This window comes from Pseudomonas sp. JS425, assembly GCF_018223845.1.
Classification (GTDB): domain Bacteria; phylum Pseudomonadota; class Gammaproteobacteria; order Pseudomonadales; family Pseudomonadaceae; genus Aquipseudomonas; species Aquipseudomonas asiatica.
Window position 1 is genome coordinate 33,484 of record NZ_CP073661.1, and the last position, 19,546, is coordinate 53,029.

Below are 19,546 nucleotides of genomic sequence, written 5' to 3' on the forward strand. Positions count from 1 at the left end.
GGGCGCTAAAATTCACCTACCAAAGGAGCGTATGGTTTACAGGTGAATGCACTGGCGCGAACAACTGCTCGGTGCTCTTGCCAAGCTGCTTTGAAATGAGACAATTTCCAAAGCAGCGATGCCTCTTCCGCTGCCCTTAAACTAGCAAAGGAGGCTAACACCAAGATGATCGGGCAATTACAATTTGGACATGTAATAGATTGTAAGATAATTATTCGAGAGAATATCGAGCCGCCACGTGAACTAATTTGCAGAAAGGCGCTGCGGTTTGCGGCCGTGCATGGGGTCTGCCTGCGTGGCGCCCTCGATCCAAGGCCAGTACCAGTCCTTGCAAGCTAACGACCGAAATGCTGCCTGTCCTGGCCGATTCCACCTGCCAGGCGAATCTGTCATACACCGCCGCAGGCCCCAGAATCCGCTATGCTTAGGGGTGGAGCCTGCATGACTGTCAGAAATCTTGCGGCTACATTACAAATTTGTAGGATTTCGCCGCGGCCAGCTTCTTCGCGTTAAGATTCAAGCGTCCTCAGGTGACCCGGCGTATGGACAGAGGTAGCGACTACCACATGCCATACCCTCAGCCAAACTTTCGAACAGCCTGCAACCATAATCTTGGCGGATTAGGCCAACTCCTTCCTCACACCTTGAGATAAGTTATGCGCGTTCTAGTTGTGGAAGACGAAATTAAAACTGCCGAATATCTTCAGCAGGGCCTATCCGAAAGCGGGTATGTCGTAGATATCGTGCACAACGGTGTAGATGCTCTGCACTTGTTCAACACTAATGTCTATTCGTTGGTCCTCCTGGACGTGAACCTCCCGGGTATCGACGGCTGGGACCTGCTGGAAACCATCCGTAAGACCAGCCGGGTCCGCATCATCATGCTGACCGCCCGCGGACGCATCAATGACAAGCTCAAGGGCTTGGACGGCGGCGCGGATGACTACCTTGTGAAGCCATTCGAATTCCCTGAGCTGCTTGCTCGCATCCGTTCGCTGCAACGCCGTGGTGATGAGTTAGTCGAGAAGAGCTCGCTGAAAATTGCCGATCTGGAACTCGACTCCGTCCGCCATCGCGTCTTCCGCGGTGGCACACGCATCGATCTCACCACCAAGGAATTTGCGCTTCTGCACCTGCTCATGAGCCGAACGGGCGAAGCGCTGACTCGCTCTCAGATCATCTCGTTGGTCTGGGATATGAATTTCGATTGCGACACCAATGTCATCGATGTAGCCATCCGGCGCTTGCGCTCGAAGATCGATGACCCGTTTGAAACCAAGCTCATTCACACGCTTCGTGGCGTTGGGTACGTTTTTGAGGAACGCGCATGAGGCCATTCAGCCTGGCTGCAAAGCTGGGGTTAAAAGTTGGGTTGATGAGCGCAGCGTTGCTGCTTCTGTTCGCCACCTTTGGCTATCTGATGGTAGGCAAGTGAATCGCCCCTGGTTTTCTAGACACTCTCCAAGCTCAGGAAATAGCGTTTCTCATACTCTACTGGAGACAGCTGCATAGCACTGCTGTGTCGGCGTTTAGGGTTATAGAACATCTCGATGTAATCGAAAATATCACTTCGGGCTTCTTCACGGGTTGTGTAGATCTTTCGTCGGATTCGCTCTCGCTTCAAAAGCTGGAAAAAGCTCTCGGCTACGGCATTGTCGTGGCAGTTTCCCCGCCGGCTCATGCTGCTGATTACATTGTTGGCCTTCAAAAAGCTTTTCCAATCCGAGCTACTGAACTGACTGCCTTGATCTGAGTGAATCATAACTTGCTGCTGAGGCTTGCGTCGCCAAACAGCCATCAACATCGCGTCGATAGCCAGGTCGCTGCACATCCTTGGCTTCATTGACCAACCAATTACTTGGCGTGAGAAGAGATCCAGCACTACCGCGAGGTAGAGCCACCCTTCATAGGTGCGGATGTAAGTGATATCTGTCACCCAGACCTTGTTCGGCTCACTTACCTTGAACTGCCGCGCGAGGTGGTTGGGCGAGGCCACTGTTGGTTTTCCACCATAGAACCCTGGACGCCGCCGATAGCCCGTTTGAGAACGCAGCCCCTCCGCCTGCATCAAGCGCCTGACTCGATTTCGGCCGCATTCCTCTCCCAGCTCACGCAGGTCATCGTGAATTTTGCGGTAGCCGTATACACCTCCGCTTTCCAGCCAAGCGTGTTTGATCAAGCCAAGCAGACGTTGATCTTCTTTTGCTCGGGCAGATTGAGGCTCGGCCAGCCAGGCGTAATAGCCGCTGGGGTGCACCTTGAGGGTTTGGCAAAGGCGCCGCACCGGGTAATCAGTCGAGTGCTTCTTGATGAAGGCGTACTTCAGCCGCACTCCTTGGCAAAGTACGCGGCGGCCTTTTTTAAGATGTCTCGCTCTTCCGTCACGCGCTTGAGTTCAGCGCGTAGCTTGCGCAGTTCGGCCTGCTGATCGTCGTCTTGCTGACGCTGCTCTTGGGGCTTGCTGTAGACCTTGATCCAGGCGTAAAGACTGTGCACGGACATGCCCAGGCGCTGGGCGACATCGGCGACAGGTTTGCCTTTCTCGGTCACTTGCTTGACCGCTTCGATCTTGAATTCTTCGGGGTAACGCTGACGACTCATGGCACCTCCTATTTGGGCCTCATTATGAGGCTTGGAGGTGTCTACGAAACCAGGGGCGATTCAAAGGCTCTGGAAAGAAATGCCAGAGCAGACCTGGAAGTAAAGATGGCGGGGATGGCTCACAACCTGTCCACCATCCCGGACATCTCCGGCGTCAACGCGGATGCGCATCAGCTTGTCGATTTGGTCATGGGCCACAACAACCTGTATGTGAGCATATTCGATACCTCACAGAATCAGACTCCCCTGCTCTCGATTGGCTCGAAACAGGTCAATCTGGAGGTGCACAAGTTTCAGCCGGCGGCCCAGCCCAAAGAGCACGAATGGCGTGATACGCAGGACCGTCCTCTGCTGAGTGCTTCTCGAATCATGCGTTTGGGCGATGGAACAGAGGTCAGCGTCTATATGACCATGGACCAGTCATCCAGTGAGGCGCTGCTCGATGCGTTGCTGACCTGGGCCTTGATGATGTCCCCCGTCATCCTCGCACTGATCTTGGCCATTGGCTGGTGGACTGTGCGCAGAGGCCTGCTACCACTGACCAAGTTCCTCAAGATCGCCTCGAAAATCTCAACCGAGAGCCTCGACCATCGCCTTCCAACTGATGGGATGCCGGCAGAACTCAAAATGCTCGCCGACGGCATCAACATCATGCTGGCTCGCCTGGATGATGGGGTTCAGCAGCTCTCGCAGTTTTCTGACGACCTTGCTCACGAACTTCGAGCACCGCTTTCCAACCTGATGGGCAAGGCCCAGGTTGCCTTGACCAGAGAACGATCGCTTTCCGAGTACCGGGAGGTTCTGGAGTCGTGCACAGAAGAGCTGGACCGCATGAGCCGCATGGTTTCCGACATGCTGTTCTTGGCCCAGGTCAGTCATCCAGCATCAATGGTGGAGTTCGAATCCGTCTCCTTGGTCGACGAGGTTCAGCGAGTGTGCGAGCTCTTCAGCATTTCAGCAGAAGAAGGCGAGATTCAGCTGCAGATCTCCGGCAGTGATGACGTGGTGCGCGGGAATCGCCTGATGGTTCAACGTGCCGTCTCGAATCTGGTCTCGAACGCGATCCGTTACTGCCCTCGCGGCCGCACGGTCTACGTTAAGGTGCAGCATAGTGCGAGCGGTACGACGTTGAGTGTCGGCAACCCCGGCCGTGGTATTGCCAAGGAACACCACGCGCACTTGTTTGAGCGGTTCTACCGTGTGGACAAGAGCCGAGCACGGAGCGAAGGCGGTACCGGTCTTGGCTTGGCCATTGTGCAGTCGATCATGAGTCTGCACCAGGGATCGGCGAGCGTGGAGGTGACCGAAGAAAACTTCACCTGGTTCCACCTTCACTTTCCGGAAGCCCAGCAAATGCAGCCGGCAATGACCGCCGCTTAAATTGCGCAGACACGATTAGGCCCGTCAATCGACGGGCCTTTTGTTTGCCTCAATGCATCAGTGCCGAAGGACCACAGGGTCCATGGGCGACCGCAGAATCACCGACTTAATAATCTTCTGTTCGTCAGGATTGGCGTTTTTCCACAGGTGTGAGAAGTACTGAGCATTCACTTTCTCTTGAGCACTTACGCTGCCGGCGGCATCGATCAGGCGCATGGTCGAGTAGACACAGATCAGCGCCAGAATGAAGAACGCCGTGGCGACCACCATCACATAACGCTTGGCCAGCACCGGTGCCCGCTTGAGCTCCTGGATAGAGGCGTCCGCCGCCTTTGTCGCTGCTGTAAGCTCCGAGATCAGTGGCTGGATGGCGGTGTCGACTCCGCGGCATGCAGCTGAATACGCTGATGCAGCGGCGCGCAAGGCAACCTCCTCCGCGTTCGACCAAGCCTTCTCCGCCTTTCGCACCTCCTCCTGAATCTGCCGGCCGACAGCGTCCACCTGCTCCACCAGTTCGTTCGACCTCTCCAGAACAGCGCTGGAGGTGCGCGTCTGCGAGGTCAGCTCATCGAGCTGGACAGTGAGTTTTTCAGTGCAGCGGCGAAAGTCACCGATAGCAACTGCCCAGGGCTCTATGTCATTCATGGCTATCTCCTAGGGCGGCCAACAACGCCGCGCTGAATTAACGCGCTAGATATCAAAATTGTAATTTAAGAGAAAATTCGAAGTCGCCCTCGACAGTGCCGAGATAGACATGATCCTTCCAGATTTGAAGATTTAACGCATCCTATCTGCAGCCAAAATTACGGAATTGTAATTATTGACTCACCTTGTCGTTAGCTTCGCGTTCCTAAACTACAAACCAACAAAGGCCGCTAATCAGGTTGGCCTAGTATGAACCGAGGTTCACAATGAAATTTGTCAAATCTATCGCTATTGGCAGCCTGCTGCTGGGTCTCATGGGTACCGCTTACGCTGAAGGCGGCTTCGAGCGAACGAAACAGTTCAACGAGAACTTCCGAACCGAACAGGCTCGCCTATGGAGCGATGACTCTTCGGACCAGAACAAACAACAAGTCGCTCAAGAGCAAAAGAAAGAAAGCAAGGATGGTAAGGAACAAGCCGACAATTAATCGGCGGTTAAATAGGACTTCAAATGACGAAAGAAATCGACAAAAAAGCCAGGGTAAAACCTGGCTTTTTTGTGCTTGGAATTTAGCCTTCGTTCTTGCGAGGCGTTTCCGCATTGCTTTCTCCGGCCAGACCCTCGGCACCTTGTGCGGGGCGTTTCCAATGGCACAGCAGGAGCTGGCTGGCGTTCGCTTCGGGAATCTCCGAACAAGCCTTCAGTTATGCGAGAATCCCCGCAACACCTGATCCGAGCCGCCCATGAGCCAGATGAGCTTTTCCGACTTTGAGTACGCCGGCAAGCGCAAGCAAACCCGCCGAGAGCGCTTCCTCGCCGAAATGGATCAGGTGGTGCCCTGGGCAGGCCTGCTGGAGCTGATCGAACCGTTCTACCCCAAGGCCGGCGGCGGTAGAAAACCCTATCCTCTGGAAACCATGCTGCGCATCCATCTGTTGCAGAACTGGTTCTCCCTGAGCGACCCGGCCATGGAAGAAGCGCTCTACGAAATCACGCCCATGCGCCAGTTCGCACTCCTGACGCTGAGCGCGCCAATCCCCGAAGACACCACGATCATGAACTTCCGGCACTTGCTGGAGAAGCATCAGCTCGCACCGGCAATCCTTGCGGTCATCAATGGTTATCTGCAGGAAAAAGGCCTGTCGCTGCGCCAAGGCACCATCGTCGATGCCACCATTATTCATGCCCCCAGCTCGACCAAAAATAAAGAAGGCAAGCGTGATCCCGAGATGCACCAGACCAAGAAAGGCGGTCAGTATTTCTTCGGGATGAAGGCGCACATCGGTGCCGATGTCGAGTCCGGCCTGGTGCATCACGTCCATGGCACCGCTGCCAATGTGGCCGATGTCACGCAGGTGGCTGAACTGCTGCATGGCGAAGAAAACGCCGTGTATGCAGATGCCGGTTACACCGGTGTCGAAAGGCGCGAAGAGCATGAAAATCGGGGGGTGATCTGGCAGATTGCAGCGCGTCGCAGCACCTATTCCAAGCTGAACCAGCGCAGCGTACTGTACAAAGCCAAGCGCAAGATCGAGTTCTGCAAGGCTCAGACACGGGCCAAGGTCGAGCATCCGTTTCGCGTGATCAAGCGGCAGTTTGGTTACGTGAAAGTACGTTTTCGTGGGCTGATGAAAAACACGGCTCAGTTGACCACGCTGTTCGCCCTGGCAAACCTGTGGAGGGTTCGAAAACAGCTCATGGGTATGGGTGAGGTTCGCGTTTAACACGGAGAACCGGTCGAAAAAGCTCTCCGTACATGATTTTTCGGTCACTTTTCGTCCAATGACGCTGTAGGTGCCTGGAAAATTGCAACTTGCCGCGGCTGCACGACAAGTTGATCGGAGCATCCTTCGGTGATCGATGTGCAAGCTAGATCAGCGGGCAGACCATCCTTGCTGTCTCGCAAGCGCCTGGACAGATAGAACGAGCCATCCCGCGGCCACTTGGCAGGATCCTTGATGTTCTCGGACTTCCCGCTGCTGTAAAACTCCGACGAGTATGAGCGGCGGCCAGGATAGATCAGGGGAGCGGAATGAGCAGACTGCACATTGAGCCAGGCTTGAACCACATCCCGCTGATTCTGAGGGCGCTCCTCTAGTACCCCGGCGTAGATGATGCCCGCACCGATGATTGGCAACACCAATGCGCTCGCAGCGGCAGCCCAGGTGGTCTTCGGGCCAACTTCGCTGACCCGTGCAGACAGCAGCAATGCCCACGCTGGCAGCGCGGGTAGCAGGTAGGTCCACAGAATGTTGCCTGCAAATGTGAAGAAGACCGGTGTCGCCAAGGCCCACAGCCAGAGGTAGGCTTTGAAGCGCTGCATCGATCCACGCTTGCGGATCAACAGTGGTAGAAACAAGGCCCATGGCAGTAGCGACAATCCGAGCTGGATCCAGATGCTGCCGTACGGCTTGGCATGAGCACTACCATAGAGGTCCCCTGCCCAGTTACTGACGACGTAGCGGCTCCAGTGCTCACCAACGAAGAAGTACTCCATGAAGCCGGGCGTTTTCATCTCGGCCGCGACATACCATGGCACGGATATACCGAACATGAGTACAAGGCCGCTAATCCAGGGAAGCCTCAGTACCCGTCCCCATTCCTTGTAGATAACGAACCAGGCGAATGCCGGCGCCCCCATAAGCACCAGGGTCAGCGGCCCTTTGGCAAGCAAGCCCAGCCCGAGACCTGCGAACATCAGGTAGGCATCCGCCTTGCTGGCGCACTTCATCCAACGCCAGAAACCGTAGCTGGCCAGCAGAATCGAGAACGACAAAACAGGGTCAGTCAGCACAACACCGCTGGAGACCAGGCCAAGTGTGGTGCTGGAAAAAATAATGGCAGCCCAGATGCCGGCGTTACGAGAAATCTGCTGCGTGCCGAGTTTGATGATGATGAAACAGCTTGCCAGGTGGAGTAGCCACGCTGGGAAGCGCGCAGCGAACTCGTTAACGCCGAAGACCGTCATGCTCGCGGCCTGGGTCCAGAAGGACAACGGAGGCTTGCCCCAGAACGGTACCCCGTAGTCGAACATGGGCGTGATCCAGTCATTCAACTCGACCATCTTGCGAGCCATTTCAGCGTAACGGGCCTCAGATGTGTCCATCAGCGGGTAGATGCCCAGCCCCACCAAACGCAATAGCAAAATCGAACCCAGGACCCACCACAGCGTCCTCTCGTTCTTCAGGTTCAGCATTTCTTACCCTCGATCGAAGCCATCGAAGGGTGGAGTGACACGGGATCTGCCTTGTTGCTGTGCTTCAGGAAATAGAGAGGCCGGCGCTTCACTTCCGCGAGTGTCACGCCCAGGTACTCCCCCACCATGGCGACACCGACGCACATGAATGAAGCCATTCCGACGATTAGGTGATGGATGTCGAAACTGCCTGCCACAAGCGACGCAAGCATGTAGCAGATGCTGGAGACGAAAAGACCGAAACTGATGAGGCTGAAAATGCGCAGTGGTTTGCGAGAGAAGCTGACGATGCTCTCGATGGCCAGATTGAACAGGCCAGCTGCATTCCATTTGGTGCTCCCGGCATGGCGAACAGTGCGATTGTAGGGCAGTTCGATGGTACGAAAGCCTACCCAGCCGATCATGCCTTTGAGAATCCTGGAGCGTTCATCCAGGGCCCGCAGGGCTGCCAGCGGCGCAGGCCCAATCAATCGGAAATCGCTGACATCGGCCGGCATGTCCACCTTCTCCACCAGGCGCTGCATGACCCAGTAGTAAGCCCGGGCACTCATGCGCTTGAACCACGAATCACCGATTCTCAGGTTGCGCTGCATGTTCACCACGTCGTAGCCGCGTTGCCAGTAGTCCACCATGGCCGCGATGAGCTCTGGTGGATCCTGCAGGTCGACATCAATGAAGATCAGCGCACTGCCACGGGCATGGTCTATCCCGGCGCTCAGTGCAGCCTCTTTGCCGAAGTTGCGACTCAGGGACAGGCAACGTACAGATGACCCATCCTGATAGTGGCGAAGAATGTCGGCCGTCCGGTCATTACTGCCGTCGTCGACATAGAGGATTTCGCAGGAGACGGGTAAGCGCTTCACCACGCGGGTGATTCGCTGGTGGAACTCGGGGATGGTTTCCTCTTCCTGGAAGCAAGGGACCACGATGGTTAACAAGGGATCAGGGCGCTCGGGAAAGCGATGTAATGTCTGCATGATTGAATGTCCAAAAACGATGTGCAATGAATCCAAGTGCAGTGAGGCTTAAGGTCACTACGACTTGGGAGATGAGCGGTGACAGATTCGACTTGATGAGGAACCACATACCCACGCCATTGCCGAAGTTTGTGGTTAACGCGACCAGTGCAAACCTGACAGGCTGAAACTTACGAGAGCCATCTGCCACAAAACAGAGCGCCCTATTTCCAATGAAGCTCGCGATTGCGCCAACCATGCCGCCACAGATACTGGCCAGTAACGGAGTAACGAATTCTGTCGTAACCAGCAATAGGAACACCGCATAATGGACTCCCGTTGCTATGAAGCCGATCCCCAGATAACGAATCAGTAAGGTAGTAAGAGGTGGGGTTTGATTTTCCATGCCCAAAGCCTATGGAGGCAAAGGTGAAAAAATAGTGAACTAAATGTAAATGCGTAATTAGCCGAATCTATATATGGTAAGTAACAAGTCGGCGCACTAGGCTAGCACGCTACAATATCAGAGGGATTGCCTGAAAATTACGCTTTCGAAATAAAAGCCTTCCGATAACGCATGCATGACCCGTGGATTACAATGTTGACAAGATAAGGAAACACCGGGTGGCATTGAGATAGATTCCCCGAATTAAGGGGGACCTAATGGTTACACAAAATGAAACATATACAAGCAGCGTTGTTCCTTACAGCCCTGACATATTGGATGATTTGCCAATTGATGATCAGCTGGCCGTAGAGTTTTTCGCAACAGCACGTTGTGCCAGTTTCAAACAGGCTGCCCGAGGGCTCAATGTGCCAGTGGTAGGCCTGCGGAAACGCTTGGAGAAACTGGAAGAGCACATTGGTGCTCCCGTGTTTGTCTACAAACACAACAAGCTTGCCCTGACCCGCACAGGCGAGAGGGTCAGCCATTACCTGTGCCAGCTCTTCGGCCCAGACGGCCTTGGCAAGTCCGGTGAAAAGGAAGTCCCCAGGCTTACCATCGCGATCACAGAGCCAGTGCTGAACGACATCGTAAACCGCGATCTAGTCGCCTACGTGCGTGATCATGCCGAAATGCAGCTGGAAATCCATTCAGAATGCACAACGCAGATGCTTTCTGAGTGTGAAGTCGATGTGGGTATCGCTTTGGTGAGCCCAGATGATAAAGGCGCGCTTGATCGCCATCCTACGTATAGGTTTGAAAGGCTTGGCCGGATTGGGCACGCCCTGTTCATTTCCAGCCGCTATTCAAGAAGCGTCACCCTTCCAGTGGAGAGCTTGGATTTGCACAACTTCATGCTCGTTGTCCCTTGGGATGAAGAGATCTTGGCGGGCTCACGAAAGTGGGCATCGATAATGGCTGAGCATCAGGGCGGTACCACTCGGGTCAAGAGCTACAACCTATCACGAGGCCTTGTCGTTGGCGGTGCGTGTATTGGAGTGCTGCCCGACTACAGCCGAAAACTGGAGAGAAATATCCTACCCGTGCCGGGTTTCCTGGACGACCTGGAGGAGAAAGATGTCTATCTTGTTATCAAAACGAAGCTTGTCCGCAATCCGCAGGTTTTGGAAATTCGAAGATTGATCAAGAAGAGCTTCTTTGATAAGAAGGACTGGCTTGTTCGGTAACAGTTTTGTTAGGTTTCAAACTCCTCCGTTAACACTACAGAAACACAACTGTCATATTCGCTTGCAACCTAGTCAGAGTGCTTAGAACAAAGGCATCTTGTTACAGCGGGTGACAACCGTGGCCTGCTCCCATCTGCAAGATAAATTTAGGCCGGCGCAGGGCGAAATATAACGTCGGTAGCTAAGCACTTAACATACGAGAGGCAAGCAATGATCCGTTCTTCGAACATGCGGGAAAAGCTGTTGGCTGCCGCAATAATAGGCACATTTTCCTCGCAAGCATTCTCCGGAACAGTAACCACTGACGGAGCTGACATCGTTCTGAAGACCAAGGGCGGTCTTGAAGTATCGACTTCTGACAAGGAATTCAGTTTCAAACTGGGCGGCCGAGTTCAGGCCGACTACGGCCGTTTCGATGGTGTCTTCACCAAGAATGGCGATACCGCTGACGCAGGCTACTTCCGTCGCGCCTACCTTGAGCTCGGTGGCGTGCTGTACCGCGACTGGAAGTATCAGCTCAACTACGACCTTTCCCGCAACACGGGCAACGACTCCGACGGCTACTTCGACGAAGCCAGCCTGACCTACACGGGTTTCAAGCCGGTGCAACTGCGCTTTGGCCGTTTCTACACCGACTTCGGTCTTGAGAAAGCCACCAGTTCGAAGTGGACCACCGCCATGGAGCGGAACCTCTCGTACGACCTGGCGGACTGGATCAACGACAACGCCGGCATGGGTGTTCAAGCCACCAGCACCATCGCTGACATGGCTTATGTTTCCGGTAGCGTTTTCAGCGAAACCAATAACAACTCGGATGGCGACAGCACCAAGCGCTACAACGTACGTGGCGTGTTCGCACCGCTGCACAGTGATGGCAACGTCCTGCACGTCGGTGCTCAGTACGCTTACCGCGACCTCAAAAACAGTGCGGTCGATACCCGGATTCGTTCGCGTCTGGGCGTCCGCGGTGTAGATACCAATGGCGGCGGCGATGCCGGCACCAACGGCAACCGCATGCTGTTTGGCGGTGCTGCTGCACAAGATGGCCTGTGGAAGGACGACTCGGTCTGGGGTCTCGAAGGTGCCTGGGCCACCGGCCCGTTCTCGGTTCAAGCGGAATACCTTCGCCGCAAGCTGAAAGCTGACCAGGCCAACAACGACATGAAGGCCTCCGGTTACTACGCCCAGATGGCTTACACCCTGACCGGCGAGCCGCGTATCTACAAGCTCGATGGTGCCAAGTTCGACACTATCAAACCAGAGAACAAGGAACTGGGGGCCTGGGAAGTCTTCTACCGCTTTGACGATATCAAGGTCGAAGACGGCAACCTGGTCACCGCGGCGGACCAATCGAACGAGCGCAAGGCCAAGAGCCACACGGTGGGTGTGAACTGGTACGTCAACGAGGCGGTGAAAGTCAGTGCCAACTACATCAACGTGCGCACCGACAACAACGAGAACACCGTGGGCGACGACAGCGGCAATGCCATCGTGACCCGCCTGCAATACGTCTTCTGATCCCTCTCATCAGTCTGACGTGAGAAAGCCGGAAGCGCTCAACGTGCTTCCGGCTTTCCTGTTTCTGGAGGTGATCAAGCATGGAGCGCCCTCCTCCTACCTGCTTTCGCTTACCGATGACCGCTCTTGCCAAAGCTCGGCGAATCTGATGTGATTGCCGCGTCGGGCTTTGCATGGTGGCCGTGCAAGCAAATCAAACCTGACTCCTATTCATGATTGAACCTGATTCGACGTCCAGCTTCGCGTCTAACGGCCCTACAAGCGCAGCTACCCCAACGTCGCTCATTAGGGGATAGTCATGTCTGCAAAAAAGCTGCTTCAACCTCTCGCTGCTCAGCTGCACGCCTCGTTCTCGGCTTCTGGCCGCCCGTACTCTCATCTGCACCTCCACCAGCTGTTCCACGCGGCCATCGGCTCCGTTGCACCGCAAGTTGCCATCCAAGACAAGCTGCCAATTCAGGTCTGTCGTGACAACGAGACACGGCAGTACAACCTCTACGCGGCGGTCGAGCGGGCGAAAACGTGCTTAGGATTGACCGATCTTCAAGCAGTCGGTGTGGCTGAAGAAGTCATTGAGGTGCTACGAACTGCGGGAATCGGCGTGAACCAGGTTCGCCTGCTCCTTGACCCCTCCTTCAGCTCGAAGACTCGCAAAAAGGCCTTCAAGGCTCTCTGCAAGAACCTGGATCTGAACGAGCTAGGCGATCGCTTCGTCCCCAAGACTGCCACGTTGGCCATCGCTGCTGGTATTGCGCCGCCTCCCAAAATGTCGTGGAAGGATCGCTTCGCCCTGGCTGCAAATTCCCCCATGCGGGGGCCAAGCGAGCTCATCAGCATGGTCAACCGGGATGAGTGTTATCTGTGGGTATTCCCACCGACTGACCATCATGCGACGGCTCCAGCGACGCATGACCGTTTCTTTGGTGAAAAGACCCACCCGAGCGCAGAAATGGGCATGGGGTTCAGCATCATCGATTCCGGCTGGACCCGCCCCAAGTACCCGCTATCCAGGCAGTCACAAGAGACCTTCATCCAGTATTCGCTTTCTGCGCCGATGTGGTCCTGGCGCGCACAAAGTGACACCTGGCGCCTGGGAAACATCCTGCGTTCAAGAATCCTTGACGGGGCTCCTTGGCATAACGAGCCTCTGAGTGACGTGCTTCCGAGCGGCCTTAAATCCCTGCCCCGGATCTATGGGTGCGAAACCTGCCGAACGCTGTTCATTGAGAATCACAGCGACTACCCGGATGTACCCACTCAGTGCCAATGCGGTGAGGCGAGCAGCACGGGTGACCAAAACGAGTCATCTGCTCTCAATAGCTGATTTTCCTTACGGTGGCGGGCTGAGCCCCCCGTTAGGGATTGGCTATGGGAGCGGGATTCGCTCACCCCAAACCTGAAGGCGCCGCCACCTAACCGAGCGATATGAGCTGAATGCTCGCGGAGTAGATATGCAAAAGAGTAAAAACAAACAGGACACCCTGGCGGCGATCAATGCGCTTGTCGAGATTGCGTATGATCAGGGATTTGCGGACGGACACGGAGTCGGCAATCAAGTCGGTTTCGTAGCCGGTGTCATGAGCCTCAAAGCTGCATTGGCCTGCGGCTTACGGCATGGCTCACCTGAGTGCGGAAAGGCCCTTGAAAGCCTCAAGCGCATCGGGATCGACGAGTGAGAGAAAAGTACGGGTCGTGCGCTGATCGCGCACGACCCGTACTTCTACTTCAGGTCATTTCCCTGCTTAGCTTCATGATTGAAGCTCAGGGATCAGGTGCTTCTGCGGTAGGCCAACAGGCGCAAGGCGTTGAAGACGACCAACAGTGTGGAGCCCTCATGGATCGCAACAGCGGCACCAATGCTCAAGCCCATGATGGTGGACGGAACCAGGATGGCCACAATCCCCAAGCTGACGAACAGATTCTGGTGGATGATCGATCGCGTGTGACGGCTCAGCCCCACCGCAAATGGGAGTTGCCTGATGTCGTCAGCCATAAGCGCGATATCAGCCGTTTCCAGGGCAACATCAGATCCAGCAGCCCCCATTGCGATACCAACGCTCGAACTGGCCATGGCAGGGGCATCATTGACGCCGTCACCCACCATGGCCACCTTGGCGCTAAGGCGCAGGTTTTTGATGGCCTTGACCTTGTCTTCCGGCATCAGGTCTCCCCACGCTTCATCTAAGCCAACTTGTTTGGCTACAGCCTCTGCAACGCGGTTGTGGTCTCCAGAAATCATGACCATGCGTTCGATGCCCATCTCTCTAAGCTTCTGGAGTGCCTCTTTGGCCCCCTCCCGGGGTGTGTCCAATAGCCCGATAGCGCCCAGATCCTTGTCAGCACGCCGTACCACCATGGTGGTACGGCCTGACTGACGTAGACGCTCCGCAGCCTCCAGGGCTGCCTTGCTGAGTGCGGGAATACCATTGGTACCGAACATCTCGACCTTGCCAATCCAGACGAACTGCCCATCAAGCTCAGCACGCACGCCGCGGCCAATCATGTTGCTCATGTTCTTGGCTTGGAATCGGCGCCGTGTGCCAATCATCTCTTCACCGTCACGCACAATTGCCGCAGCCAGCGGATGGTCGCTCATCGACTCCACAGCGATGGCGACGTTTAGCAGATCCTCGATCTGCGTGCCGCCTATGGGTATTACATCGGTGATACGTGGGCGCCCTTCGGTCAGGGTACCGGTCTTGTCGAATGCCATGGCATTCAATGATCCAAGCTCTTCAAGTGGCGCACCGCCCTTGATCAGCACGCCACCTCGGGCTGCCCTGGCGATGCCAGAGAGAATGGCGCTTGGTGTAGCGATCGCGAGCGCGCAGGGGCTGGCTGCAACCAGTACGGCCATCGCCCGGTAGAACGAGTCACGGAACGGCTCGTCAAGGAAAATGCCGGCAAATAGCAGCCCGACTACCAGCAGTAAAACCAACGGGACGAATATGCGTTGGAAGCGGTCCGTGAATCGCTGGGTCGGTGACTTCCTGACTTCGGCTTCACTGACCATCTTGATGACCCGCGCCAAGGTACTCTCCGTAGAGCGCCGTGTTACCTCAACCTCGATGAGCGTTTCGCCATTGATGGTACCGGCGAAGACTTTCGAGGCTGCATCCACTGCATCTGGCTTGCTGCGTGCGAGTTCGGCATCAGGAACAGGTTGCTTGTCCACGGGGACGCTCTCACCGGTTACTGGCGCCTGGTTGATACTTGAGGAGCCTACGACTACAAAACCATCGGCCGGCAGGCGGTCATTGGGGCGCACGATGACAACGTCACCGGGAACCAGCAGCTCCACGGGCATCTCCACCGTGCCATTTGCTCTGCGTACGATCGCGGTGGCTGGTGCGAGCTTGGACAGTGCCTCAATCGCTTTCTTGGCCCGCCCCATCGCGTAGCTTTCAAGGGAATGCCCCAGACTGAACAGGAACAGCAGCAGAGCCCCCTCCGCCCAGGCGCCGATGCTCGCGGCACCGACTGCGGCGAGAAGCATCAGCGAGTCGATCTCGAAGCGTTTCTGACGGATGTTGGTAACCGCTTCCTTAGTGGTGAACCATCCACCGAACACGTAGGCCGACACGTACAGAATCAGAGGCAGACGATCAATCAGGCCAAGTTTTCCTGCGAGAGCTCCGGCACCCAGGAGAGCACCACAGATCAGCGCGAAAATCAGCTCTGTGTTCATTCCAAAAATGCCGCCATGCTCATGGCTATGACCTTCATGCCCGGCTTGGTCATCAGGGCGTTCAAGCAAACTCTTCATAACTCGTCCCTTCTGGGGTCAAGGCTTCCAATTGCCCTCTGCAGTTGGGGAGCCGTCTCTGTTGGTTGGCTAAGATCTATTGCACGGTTTGCCCGAGCCCAGGCGTTAACATTTCGAAGCTATGGGGTATCGGGCGTAATAAAAAATGCCAGGCACTGCCTGGCATTTATGAATTCTCTAATTGTTCTGTTCAAATCGTTTACTACTTGTTGTTGATGCATTGCGAATACATCGAGTAACGAACAGTCTTGAGCGTGCCCTGGGAGTCCTCGAAGGTCATCAACCGTGGATAGACCTGGCAGGTACGGGGGTCCTGCGACTGACGTACGAATTTCGCAACGTCTATCTTCATGCCATATTTGTAATCCTGAATCTCTGGCATTGGCTTGCCATTTTTCTCCGCGTACTTGGCCACTGCGGTCTGGTGTTCCTTGGTGTATTGAAGCTGCTTGCTCTCGGAGAAAGTGTTGGCCTGCGAAGCCACCGAGAAAACAACAAGTGCAGCAGCGATAATTAGCTTTTTCATAAAACCCTCTCAATTTCAAAACTTCTCGGGCGTAACCTTAGCAATGCATAGGCATCACCGGCATGACGAGAAACTTACAATTTTGAAAGGTAAGTGCATCTACTTCACTTTAAACAAAAAAGCCCACAACACGTGTTGTGGGCTTCTCTTTAGCGGAGGCTGTTAGCTAACCACTTCGGCCTCGTCGCCGTCTTCATCCTTGCGGTGTGCCCAGTGATACAGGGCAGGCAGTACCAGCAAGGTCAGTGCGGTGGAGGACAGGATCCCGCCAATCACCACCGTCGCCAATGGCCGCTGAACTTCGGCACCGGTGCCGGTGGCCAAAGCCATCGGGATGAAGCCCAGGGACGCTACCAAGGCTGTCATCAGAACAGGTCGCAGACGGGTCAATGCACCTTCATCGACTGCCTGTCTGAGCGTTCGTCCCTCCTCCCTTAGCCCGCGGATGAAGGCAATCATCACCAGGCCGTTCAGTACTGCAACGCCGGACAGTGCAATGAAGCCGACACCTGCCGAGATCGACAGTGGGATGTCCCGCAGCCACAACGCCACAACACCACCGGTGAGTGCGAATGGAATACCGGTGAAGACCAGCATGCCGTCCTTCAGGTTGTTGAACATCAGGAACAACAAGGTCATGACCAGCAGCAAGGCGACTGGAACAACGATCTGCAGGCGTTTGGCAGCCGACTGCAGCTGCTCGAACTGGCCCCCCCAAGTCGTCCAGTAGCCCGCAGGGATTTGCACCTTCTTGTCCAGCGATGCGGTCGCCTCCTCAACGAAGGACCCCAGATCGCGGCCTCGAACGTTGGCGCTGACGATAACCAGACGTTTGCCGTTCTCGCGGCTGATTTGGTTCGGGCCCAGTTGCAGGTCCAGATTGGCGACCTGGGACAGCGGGATGAAGCCGATCTGATTGGCACCCTGTGCCGCATTGGCAGGTACCGGGATCAGCAAGCTGGACATACCCGCTACGTCGGTGCGAACGGTCTCTGGTAGGCGTACTACCATGTCGAACCGACGGTCGCCCTCATACAGCGTGCCGGCCTGACGGCCACCCACGGCGATAGCGATCGAGTTCTGAACATCCGCGATGTTCAGGCCGTAGCGTGCTGCTTTTTCGCGGTCAATGTTGATGGTCAGCACCGGCAGGCCGGATGTCTGCTCAACTTTCACTTCCGATGAGCCCGGGACCGCTTTGAGCGCTGCCGCGATCTTGTTGGCGGTGTTGTTGAGCACGTCCATGTCATCGCCGAAGACTTTCACAGCGACGTCACTACGCACGCCCGAAATCAGCTCGTTGAAACGCAGTTGGATTGGCTGCGACAACTCGTAGTTGCTTCCTGGAACACCCGCTGCGGCCTTCTGCACTTCAGCAATCAGCTCATCACGAGGCTTCTTCGGGTTAGGCCACTGATCCTGAGGCTTGAGCATGATGTAGGCGTCAGAGGCGTTCGGCGGCATCGGGTCAGATGCAATTTCTGCGGTACCCGAGCGTGCGAACATCCGCTCAACTTCAGGCACCTGCGCAATCACCGCTTTCTCCAGACGCTGCTGCATCTCGACAGATTGAGTGAGGCTCGTTCCAGGCACACGCATGGCCTGCATCGCAAAGTCACCCTCACTGAGGCTTGGGATGAACTCGCTACCCATACGACTTGCCAGCAAACCACTGAGCACGACCAAGGCTACTGCGGCCGAGAAAGCGATGTTCCGATGTCCCAGCACCCATTGCAGAACCGGTTCATAGCGCAGTCGAGCTGTGCGCATGACCACGCCTTCCTCTTCCTTCACCTTGCCAGTGACGAACATGGCAATAGCTGCAGGAACAAAGGTAACGGACAGGACCATTGCACCCAGCAGCGCCATCACAACGGTGAAGGCCATCGGGTGGAACATTTTGCCTTCGACGCCGGTGAGGGCGAAGATCGGCAGGTACACCACCATGATGATCAGCTGACCGAAGATCAGCGGCCGGCGAGCTTCTCGCGCCGCGGCAAAGACCTCGTGGAAGCGTTCGGTTTTGGTGAGCATGCGGCCATGCTTATGTTGCGCATGAGCCAGTCGACGGATCGCGTTTTCTACAATAACCACGGCACCGTCGACGATGATGCCGAAGTCGAGTGCCCCCAAACTCATTAAGTTGGCACTGACCTTGTTGTTGAACATGCCTGTGAAGGTGAACAGCATGGACAGCGGAATCACCATCGCGGTGATCAGAGCCGCACGGATGTTGCCGAGGAACAGGAACAGAATGGCGATAACCAGGATCGCGCCTTCCACCAGGTTCTTCTTCACCGTCGCGATGGCTTTTTCAACCAGGTTGGTACGGTCGTAAACAGTCACAGCCACCACGCCCTTTGGCAGGGTGCGGTTGATGTCCGCCAATTTGGCGGCGACAGCTTGAGATACGGTGCGGCTGTTTTCACCAATCAGCATGAACACGGTACCGAGCACGACTTCGCGGCCGTTCTCAGTAGCAGCACCTGTACGGAGCTCTTTACCGATGCTGACGTCAGCAACGCTGCTGATGCGAATCGGTGCACCATCCACACTGGTGATCACGATGTTGGCGATGTCTTCGATATTGCCTACCTGACCCGGTGCACGGATGAGCAACTGTTCACCATTACGCTCGATGTAGCCGGCACCGACGTTGGCGTTGTTACTTTCCAACGCTGCGACCAGGTCATTGAGTGTCAGCTTGTAGGTAGCCAGGCGCTTTGGATCCGGCGCAACCAGGAACTGCTTGGCATAACCGCCGATGGTATTGATCTCGGCCACACCCGGGACGTTACGCAGCTGAGGCTTGATGATCCAGTCCTGGATCACGCGCAGGTCGGTCGGGGTGTACGGCGTACCGTCCTCTTTGACCGCGCCATCTTCGGCTTCAACAGTCCACAGGAAGATCTCGCCGAGGCCGGTAGATACCGGACCCATGACGGCCTCTACACCTTCTGGCAGCTGTTCCTTCGCAACCTGCAGCCGCTCGTTGATCAACTGGCGGGCAAAGAAGATGTCAGTGCCATCCTTGAAGATCACGGTGACCTGAGACAGGCCAGAGCGAGACAGGGAACGGGTCTGCTGAAGGCCCGGGAGACCGGCCATGGCCGTTTCAACTGGAAACGTGATCCGTTGTTCGGTTTCCAAGGGCGAGTAACCAGGCGCTGCAGTGTTGATCTGCACCTGGACGTTGGTGATATCGGGTACCGCATCGATGGGCAGCTTTTGATAGCTGTAGATACCGATACCCGCCATGATCAGAACGGCGATCATTACTACGATGCGCTGCTCGATGGCGAATCTGATGATACGTTCAAACATG

Annotated in this window: 15 protein-coding genes and 1 pseudogene; 8 read left to right on the top strand and 8 right to left on the bottom strand. The window is 55.7% G+C overall.

All coding sequences use genetic code 11. The features are described 5' to 3' along the window. Positions 1–656: 656 nt before the first annotated feature. A complete protein-coding gene (locus KDB76_RS00165; protein ID WP_003253457.1) occupies positions 657–1,331 on the top strand; it encodes a heavy metal response regulator transcription factor in 675 nt (224 codons plus the stop codon). Positions 1,332–1,450: 119 nt separating this feature from the next. Here KDB76_RS00165 and KDB76_RS00170 read toward each other — a convergent pair. Further along, positions 1,451–2,601, bottom strand: a protein-coding gene (locus tag KDB76_RS00170) for an IS3 family transposase (protein ID WP_087535084.1) whose coding sequence is annotated in 2 segments (ribosomal slippage) — positions 1,451–2,367 and positions 2,367–2,601 — 1,152 coding nt in all. Because the reading frame shifts where the segments join, the coding sequence is not laid out codon by codon here. Between the two features lie 63 nt (positions 2,602–2,664). On the opposite strand from KDB76_RS00170, the pseudogene KDB76_RS00175 reads away from it, so the two are divergent. Further along, positions 2,665–3,981, top strand: a pseudogene (locus KDB76_RS00175) (heavy metal sensor histidine kinase); the annotation flags it as partial. A 57-nt stretch (positions 3,982–4,038) separates the two neighbouring features. Here KDB76_RS00175 and KDB76_RS00180 read toward each other — a convergent pair. Next, positions 4,039–4,626 (bottom strand): hypothetical protein, encoded by a 588-nt coding sequence (locus KDB76_RS00180; RefSeq protein ID WP_010951442.1) that lies wholly within the window; start codon positions 4,624–4,626, stop codon positions 4,039–4,041. A 266-nt stretch (positions 4,627–4,892) separates the two neighbouring features. Between KDB76_RS00180 and KDB76_RS00185 the strand changes: the two genes are divergently transcribed. Together KDB76_RS00185 and KDB76_RS00190 are read left to right on the top strand one after the other, a co-directional pair. Next, positions 4,893–5,114 (top strand): hypothetical protein, encoded by a 222-nt coding sequence (locus tag KDB76_RS00185; RefSeq protein ID WP_010951443.1) that lies wholly within the window; start codon positions 4,893–4,895, stop codon positions 5,112–5,114. A gap of 256 nt (positions 5,115–5,370) precedes the next feature. After that, entirely contained in the window at positions 5,371–6,351 is a 981-nt protein-coding gene (locus tag KDB76_RS00190; protein WP_004576175.1) for an IS5-like element ISPa41 family transposase, read from the top strand. A gap of 44 nt (positions 6,352–6,395) precedes the next feature. Here the strand turns inward: KDB76_RS00190 and KDB76_RS00195 are convergent, their stop codons facing one another. Genes KDB76_RS00195 through KDB76_RS00205 form a run of 3 tightly spaced genes read right to left on the bottom strand, consistent with a single transcriptional unit; the run spans position 6,396 to position 9,185 of the window. Then, positions 6,396–7,823 (bottom strand): glycosyltransferase family 39 protein, encoded by a 1,428-nt coding sequence (locus tag KDB76_RS00195; protein ID WP_212632211.1) that lies wholly within the window; start codon positions 7,821–7,823, stop codon positions 6,396–6,398. Beyond that, complete coding sequence (locus tag KDB76_RS00200) at positions 7,817–8,800, bottom strand: glycosyltransferase family 2 protein (RefSeq protein WP_010951445.1); 984 nt, start codon at positions 8,798–8,800, stop codon at positions 7,817–7,819. The genes KDB76_RS00195 and KDB76_RS00200 overlap by 7 nt, the downstream gene beginning before the upstream one ends. Further along, positions 8,766–9,185, bottom strand: a complete 420-nt coding sequence (locus KDB76_RS00205) for a GtrA family protein (RefSeq protein WP_010951446.1) — start codon at positions 9,183–9,185, stop codon at positions 8,766–8,768. Before KDB76_RS00205 ends, KDB76_RS00200 begins: the two co-directional genes overlap by 35 nt. 257 nt (positions 9,186–9,442) lie before the next feature. Here KDB76_RS00205 and KDB76_RS00210 point away from each other — a divergent pair, with 257 nt between their 5' ends. From KDB76_RS00210 to KDB76_RS00225, 4 genes are all read left to right on the top strand, one after another. After that, positions 9,443–10,411 (top strand): LysR family transcriptional regulator, encoded by a 969-nt coding sequence (locus KDB76_RS00210; RefSeq protein WP_011953108.1) that lies wholly within the window; start codon positions 9,443–9,445, stop codon positions 10,409–10,411. A gap of 210 nt (positions 10,412–10,621) precedes the next feature. Next, complete coding sequence (locus tag KDB76_RS00215) at positions 10,622–11,929, top strand: OprO/OprP family phosphate-selective porin (RefSeq protein ID WP_009395904.1); 1,308 nt, start codon at positions 10,622–10,624, stop codon at positions 11,927–11,929. 298 nt (positions 11,930–12,227) lie between these two features. Beyond that, positions 12,228–13,253, top strand: a complete 1,026-nt coding sequence (locus KDB76_RS00220) for a hypothetical protein (RefSeq protein WP_011953109.1) — start codon at positions 12,228–12,230, stop codon at positions 13,251–13,253. A 127-nt stretch (positions 13,254–13,380) separates the two neighbouring features. Continuing rightward, a complete protein-coding gene (locus KDB76_RS00225) occupies positions 13,381–13,605 on the top strand; it encodes a hypothetical protein (RefSeq protein ID WP_010951451.1) in 225 nt (74 codons plus the stop codon). A gap of 92 nt (positions 13,606–13,697) precedes the next feature. Here KDB76_RS00225 and KDB76_RS00230 read toward each other — a convergent pair whose 3' ends face one another. From KDB76_RS00230 to KDB76_RS00240, 3 genes are all read right to left on the bottom strand, one after another. Continuing rightward, positions 13,698–15,695 carry a heavy metal translocating P-type ATPase gene (locus KDB76_RS00230; protein ID WP_010951452.1) on the bottom strand — a complete coding sequence of 666 codons (1,998 nt, stop codon included), beginning with the start codon at positions 15,693–15,695 and terminating at the stop codon, positions 13,698–13,700. Between the two features lie 202 nt (positions 15,696–15,897). Beyond that, on the bottom strand, positions 15,898–16,221 hold the full coding sequence (locus KDB76_RS00235; protein ID WP_003253432.1) for a DUF2790 domain-containing protein: 324 nt from the start codon (positions 16,219–16,221) through the stop codon (positions 15,898–15,900). A gap of 162 nt (positions 16,222–16,383) precedes the next feature. Further along, positions 16,384–19,545: a CusA/CzcA family heavy metal efflux RND transporter gene (locus KDB76_RS00240; protein ID WP_010951454.1), complete on the bottom strand. Its 3,162-nt coding sequence runs from the start codon at positions 19,543–19,545 to the stop codon at positions 16,384–16,386. Between the last annotated feature and the right edge of the window lies 1 nt (position 19,546).

Bases quoted from the DNA above. Each gene is read 5' to 3' on its own strand.
- KDB76_RS00165 (WP_003253457.1), top strand. From the start codon at position 657: ATGCGCGTTCTAGTTGTGGAAGACGAAATTAAAACTGCCGAATATCTT.
- KDB76_RS00180 (WP_010951442.1), bottom strand. From the start codon at position 4,626: ATGAATGACATAGAGCCCTGGGCAGTTGCTATCGGTGACTTTCGCCGC.
- KDB76_RS00185 (WP_010951443.1), top strand. From the start codon at position 4,893: ATGAAATTTGTCAAATCTATCGCTATTGGCAGCCTGCTGCTGGGTCTC.
- KDB76_RS00190 (WP_004576175.1), top strand. From the start codon at position 5,371: ATGAGCCAGATGAGCTTTTCCGACTTTGAGTACGCCGGCAAGCGCAAG.
- KDB76_RS00195 (WP_212632211.1), bottom strand. From the start codon at position 7,823: ATGCTGAACCTGAAGAACGAGAGGACGCTGTGGTGGGTCCTGGGTTCG.
- KDB76_RS00200 (WP_010951445.1), bottom strand. From the start codon at position 8,800: ATGCAGACATTACATCGCTTTCCCGAGCGCCCTGATCCCTTGTTAACC.
- KDB76_RS00205 (WP_010951446.1), bottom strand. From the start codon at position 9,185: ATGGAAAATCAAACCCCACCTCTTACTACCTTACTGATTCGTTATCTG.
- KDB76_RS00210 (WP_011953108.1), top strand. From the start codon at position 9,443: ATGGTTACACAAAATGAAACATATACAAGCAGCGTTGTTCCTTACAGC.
- KDB76_RS00215 (WP_009395904.1), top strand. From the start codon at position 10,622: ATGATCCGTTCTTCGAACATGCGGGAAAAGCTGTTGGCTGCCGCAATA.
- KDB76_RS00220 (WP_011953109.1), top strand. From the start codon at position 12,228: ATGTCTGCAAAAAAGCTGCTTCAACCTCTCGCTGCTCAGCTGCACGCC.
- KDB76_RS00225 (WP_010951451.1), top strand. From the start codon at position 13,381: ATGCAAAAGAGTAAAAACAAACAGGACACCCTGGCGGCGATCAATGCG.
- KDB76_RS00230 (WP_010951452.1), bottom strand. From the start codon at position 15,695: ATGAAGAGTTTGCTTGAACGCCCTGATGACCAAGCCGGGCATGAAGGT.
- KDB76_RS00235 (WP_003253432.1), bottom strand. From the start codon at position 16,221: ATGAAAAAGCTAATTATCGCTGCTGCACTTGTTGTTTTCTCGGTGGCT.
- KDB76_RS00240 (WP_010951454.1), bottom strand. From the start codon at position 19,545: ATGTTTGAACGTATCATCAGATTCGCCATCGAGCAGCGCATCGTAGTA.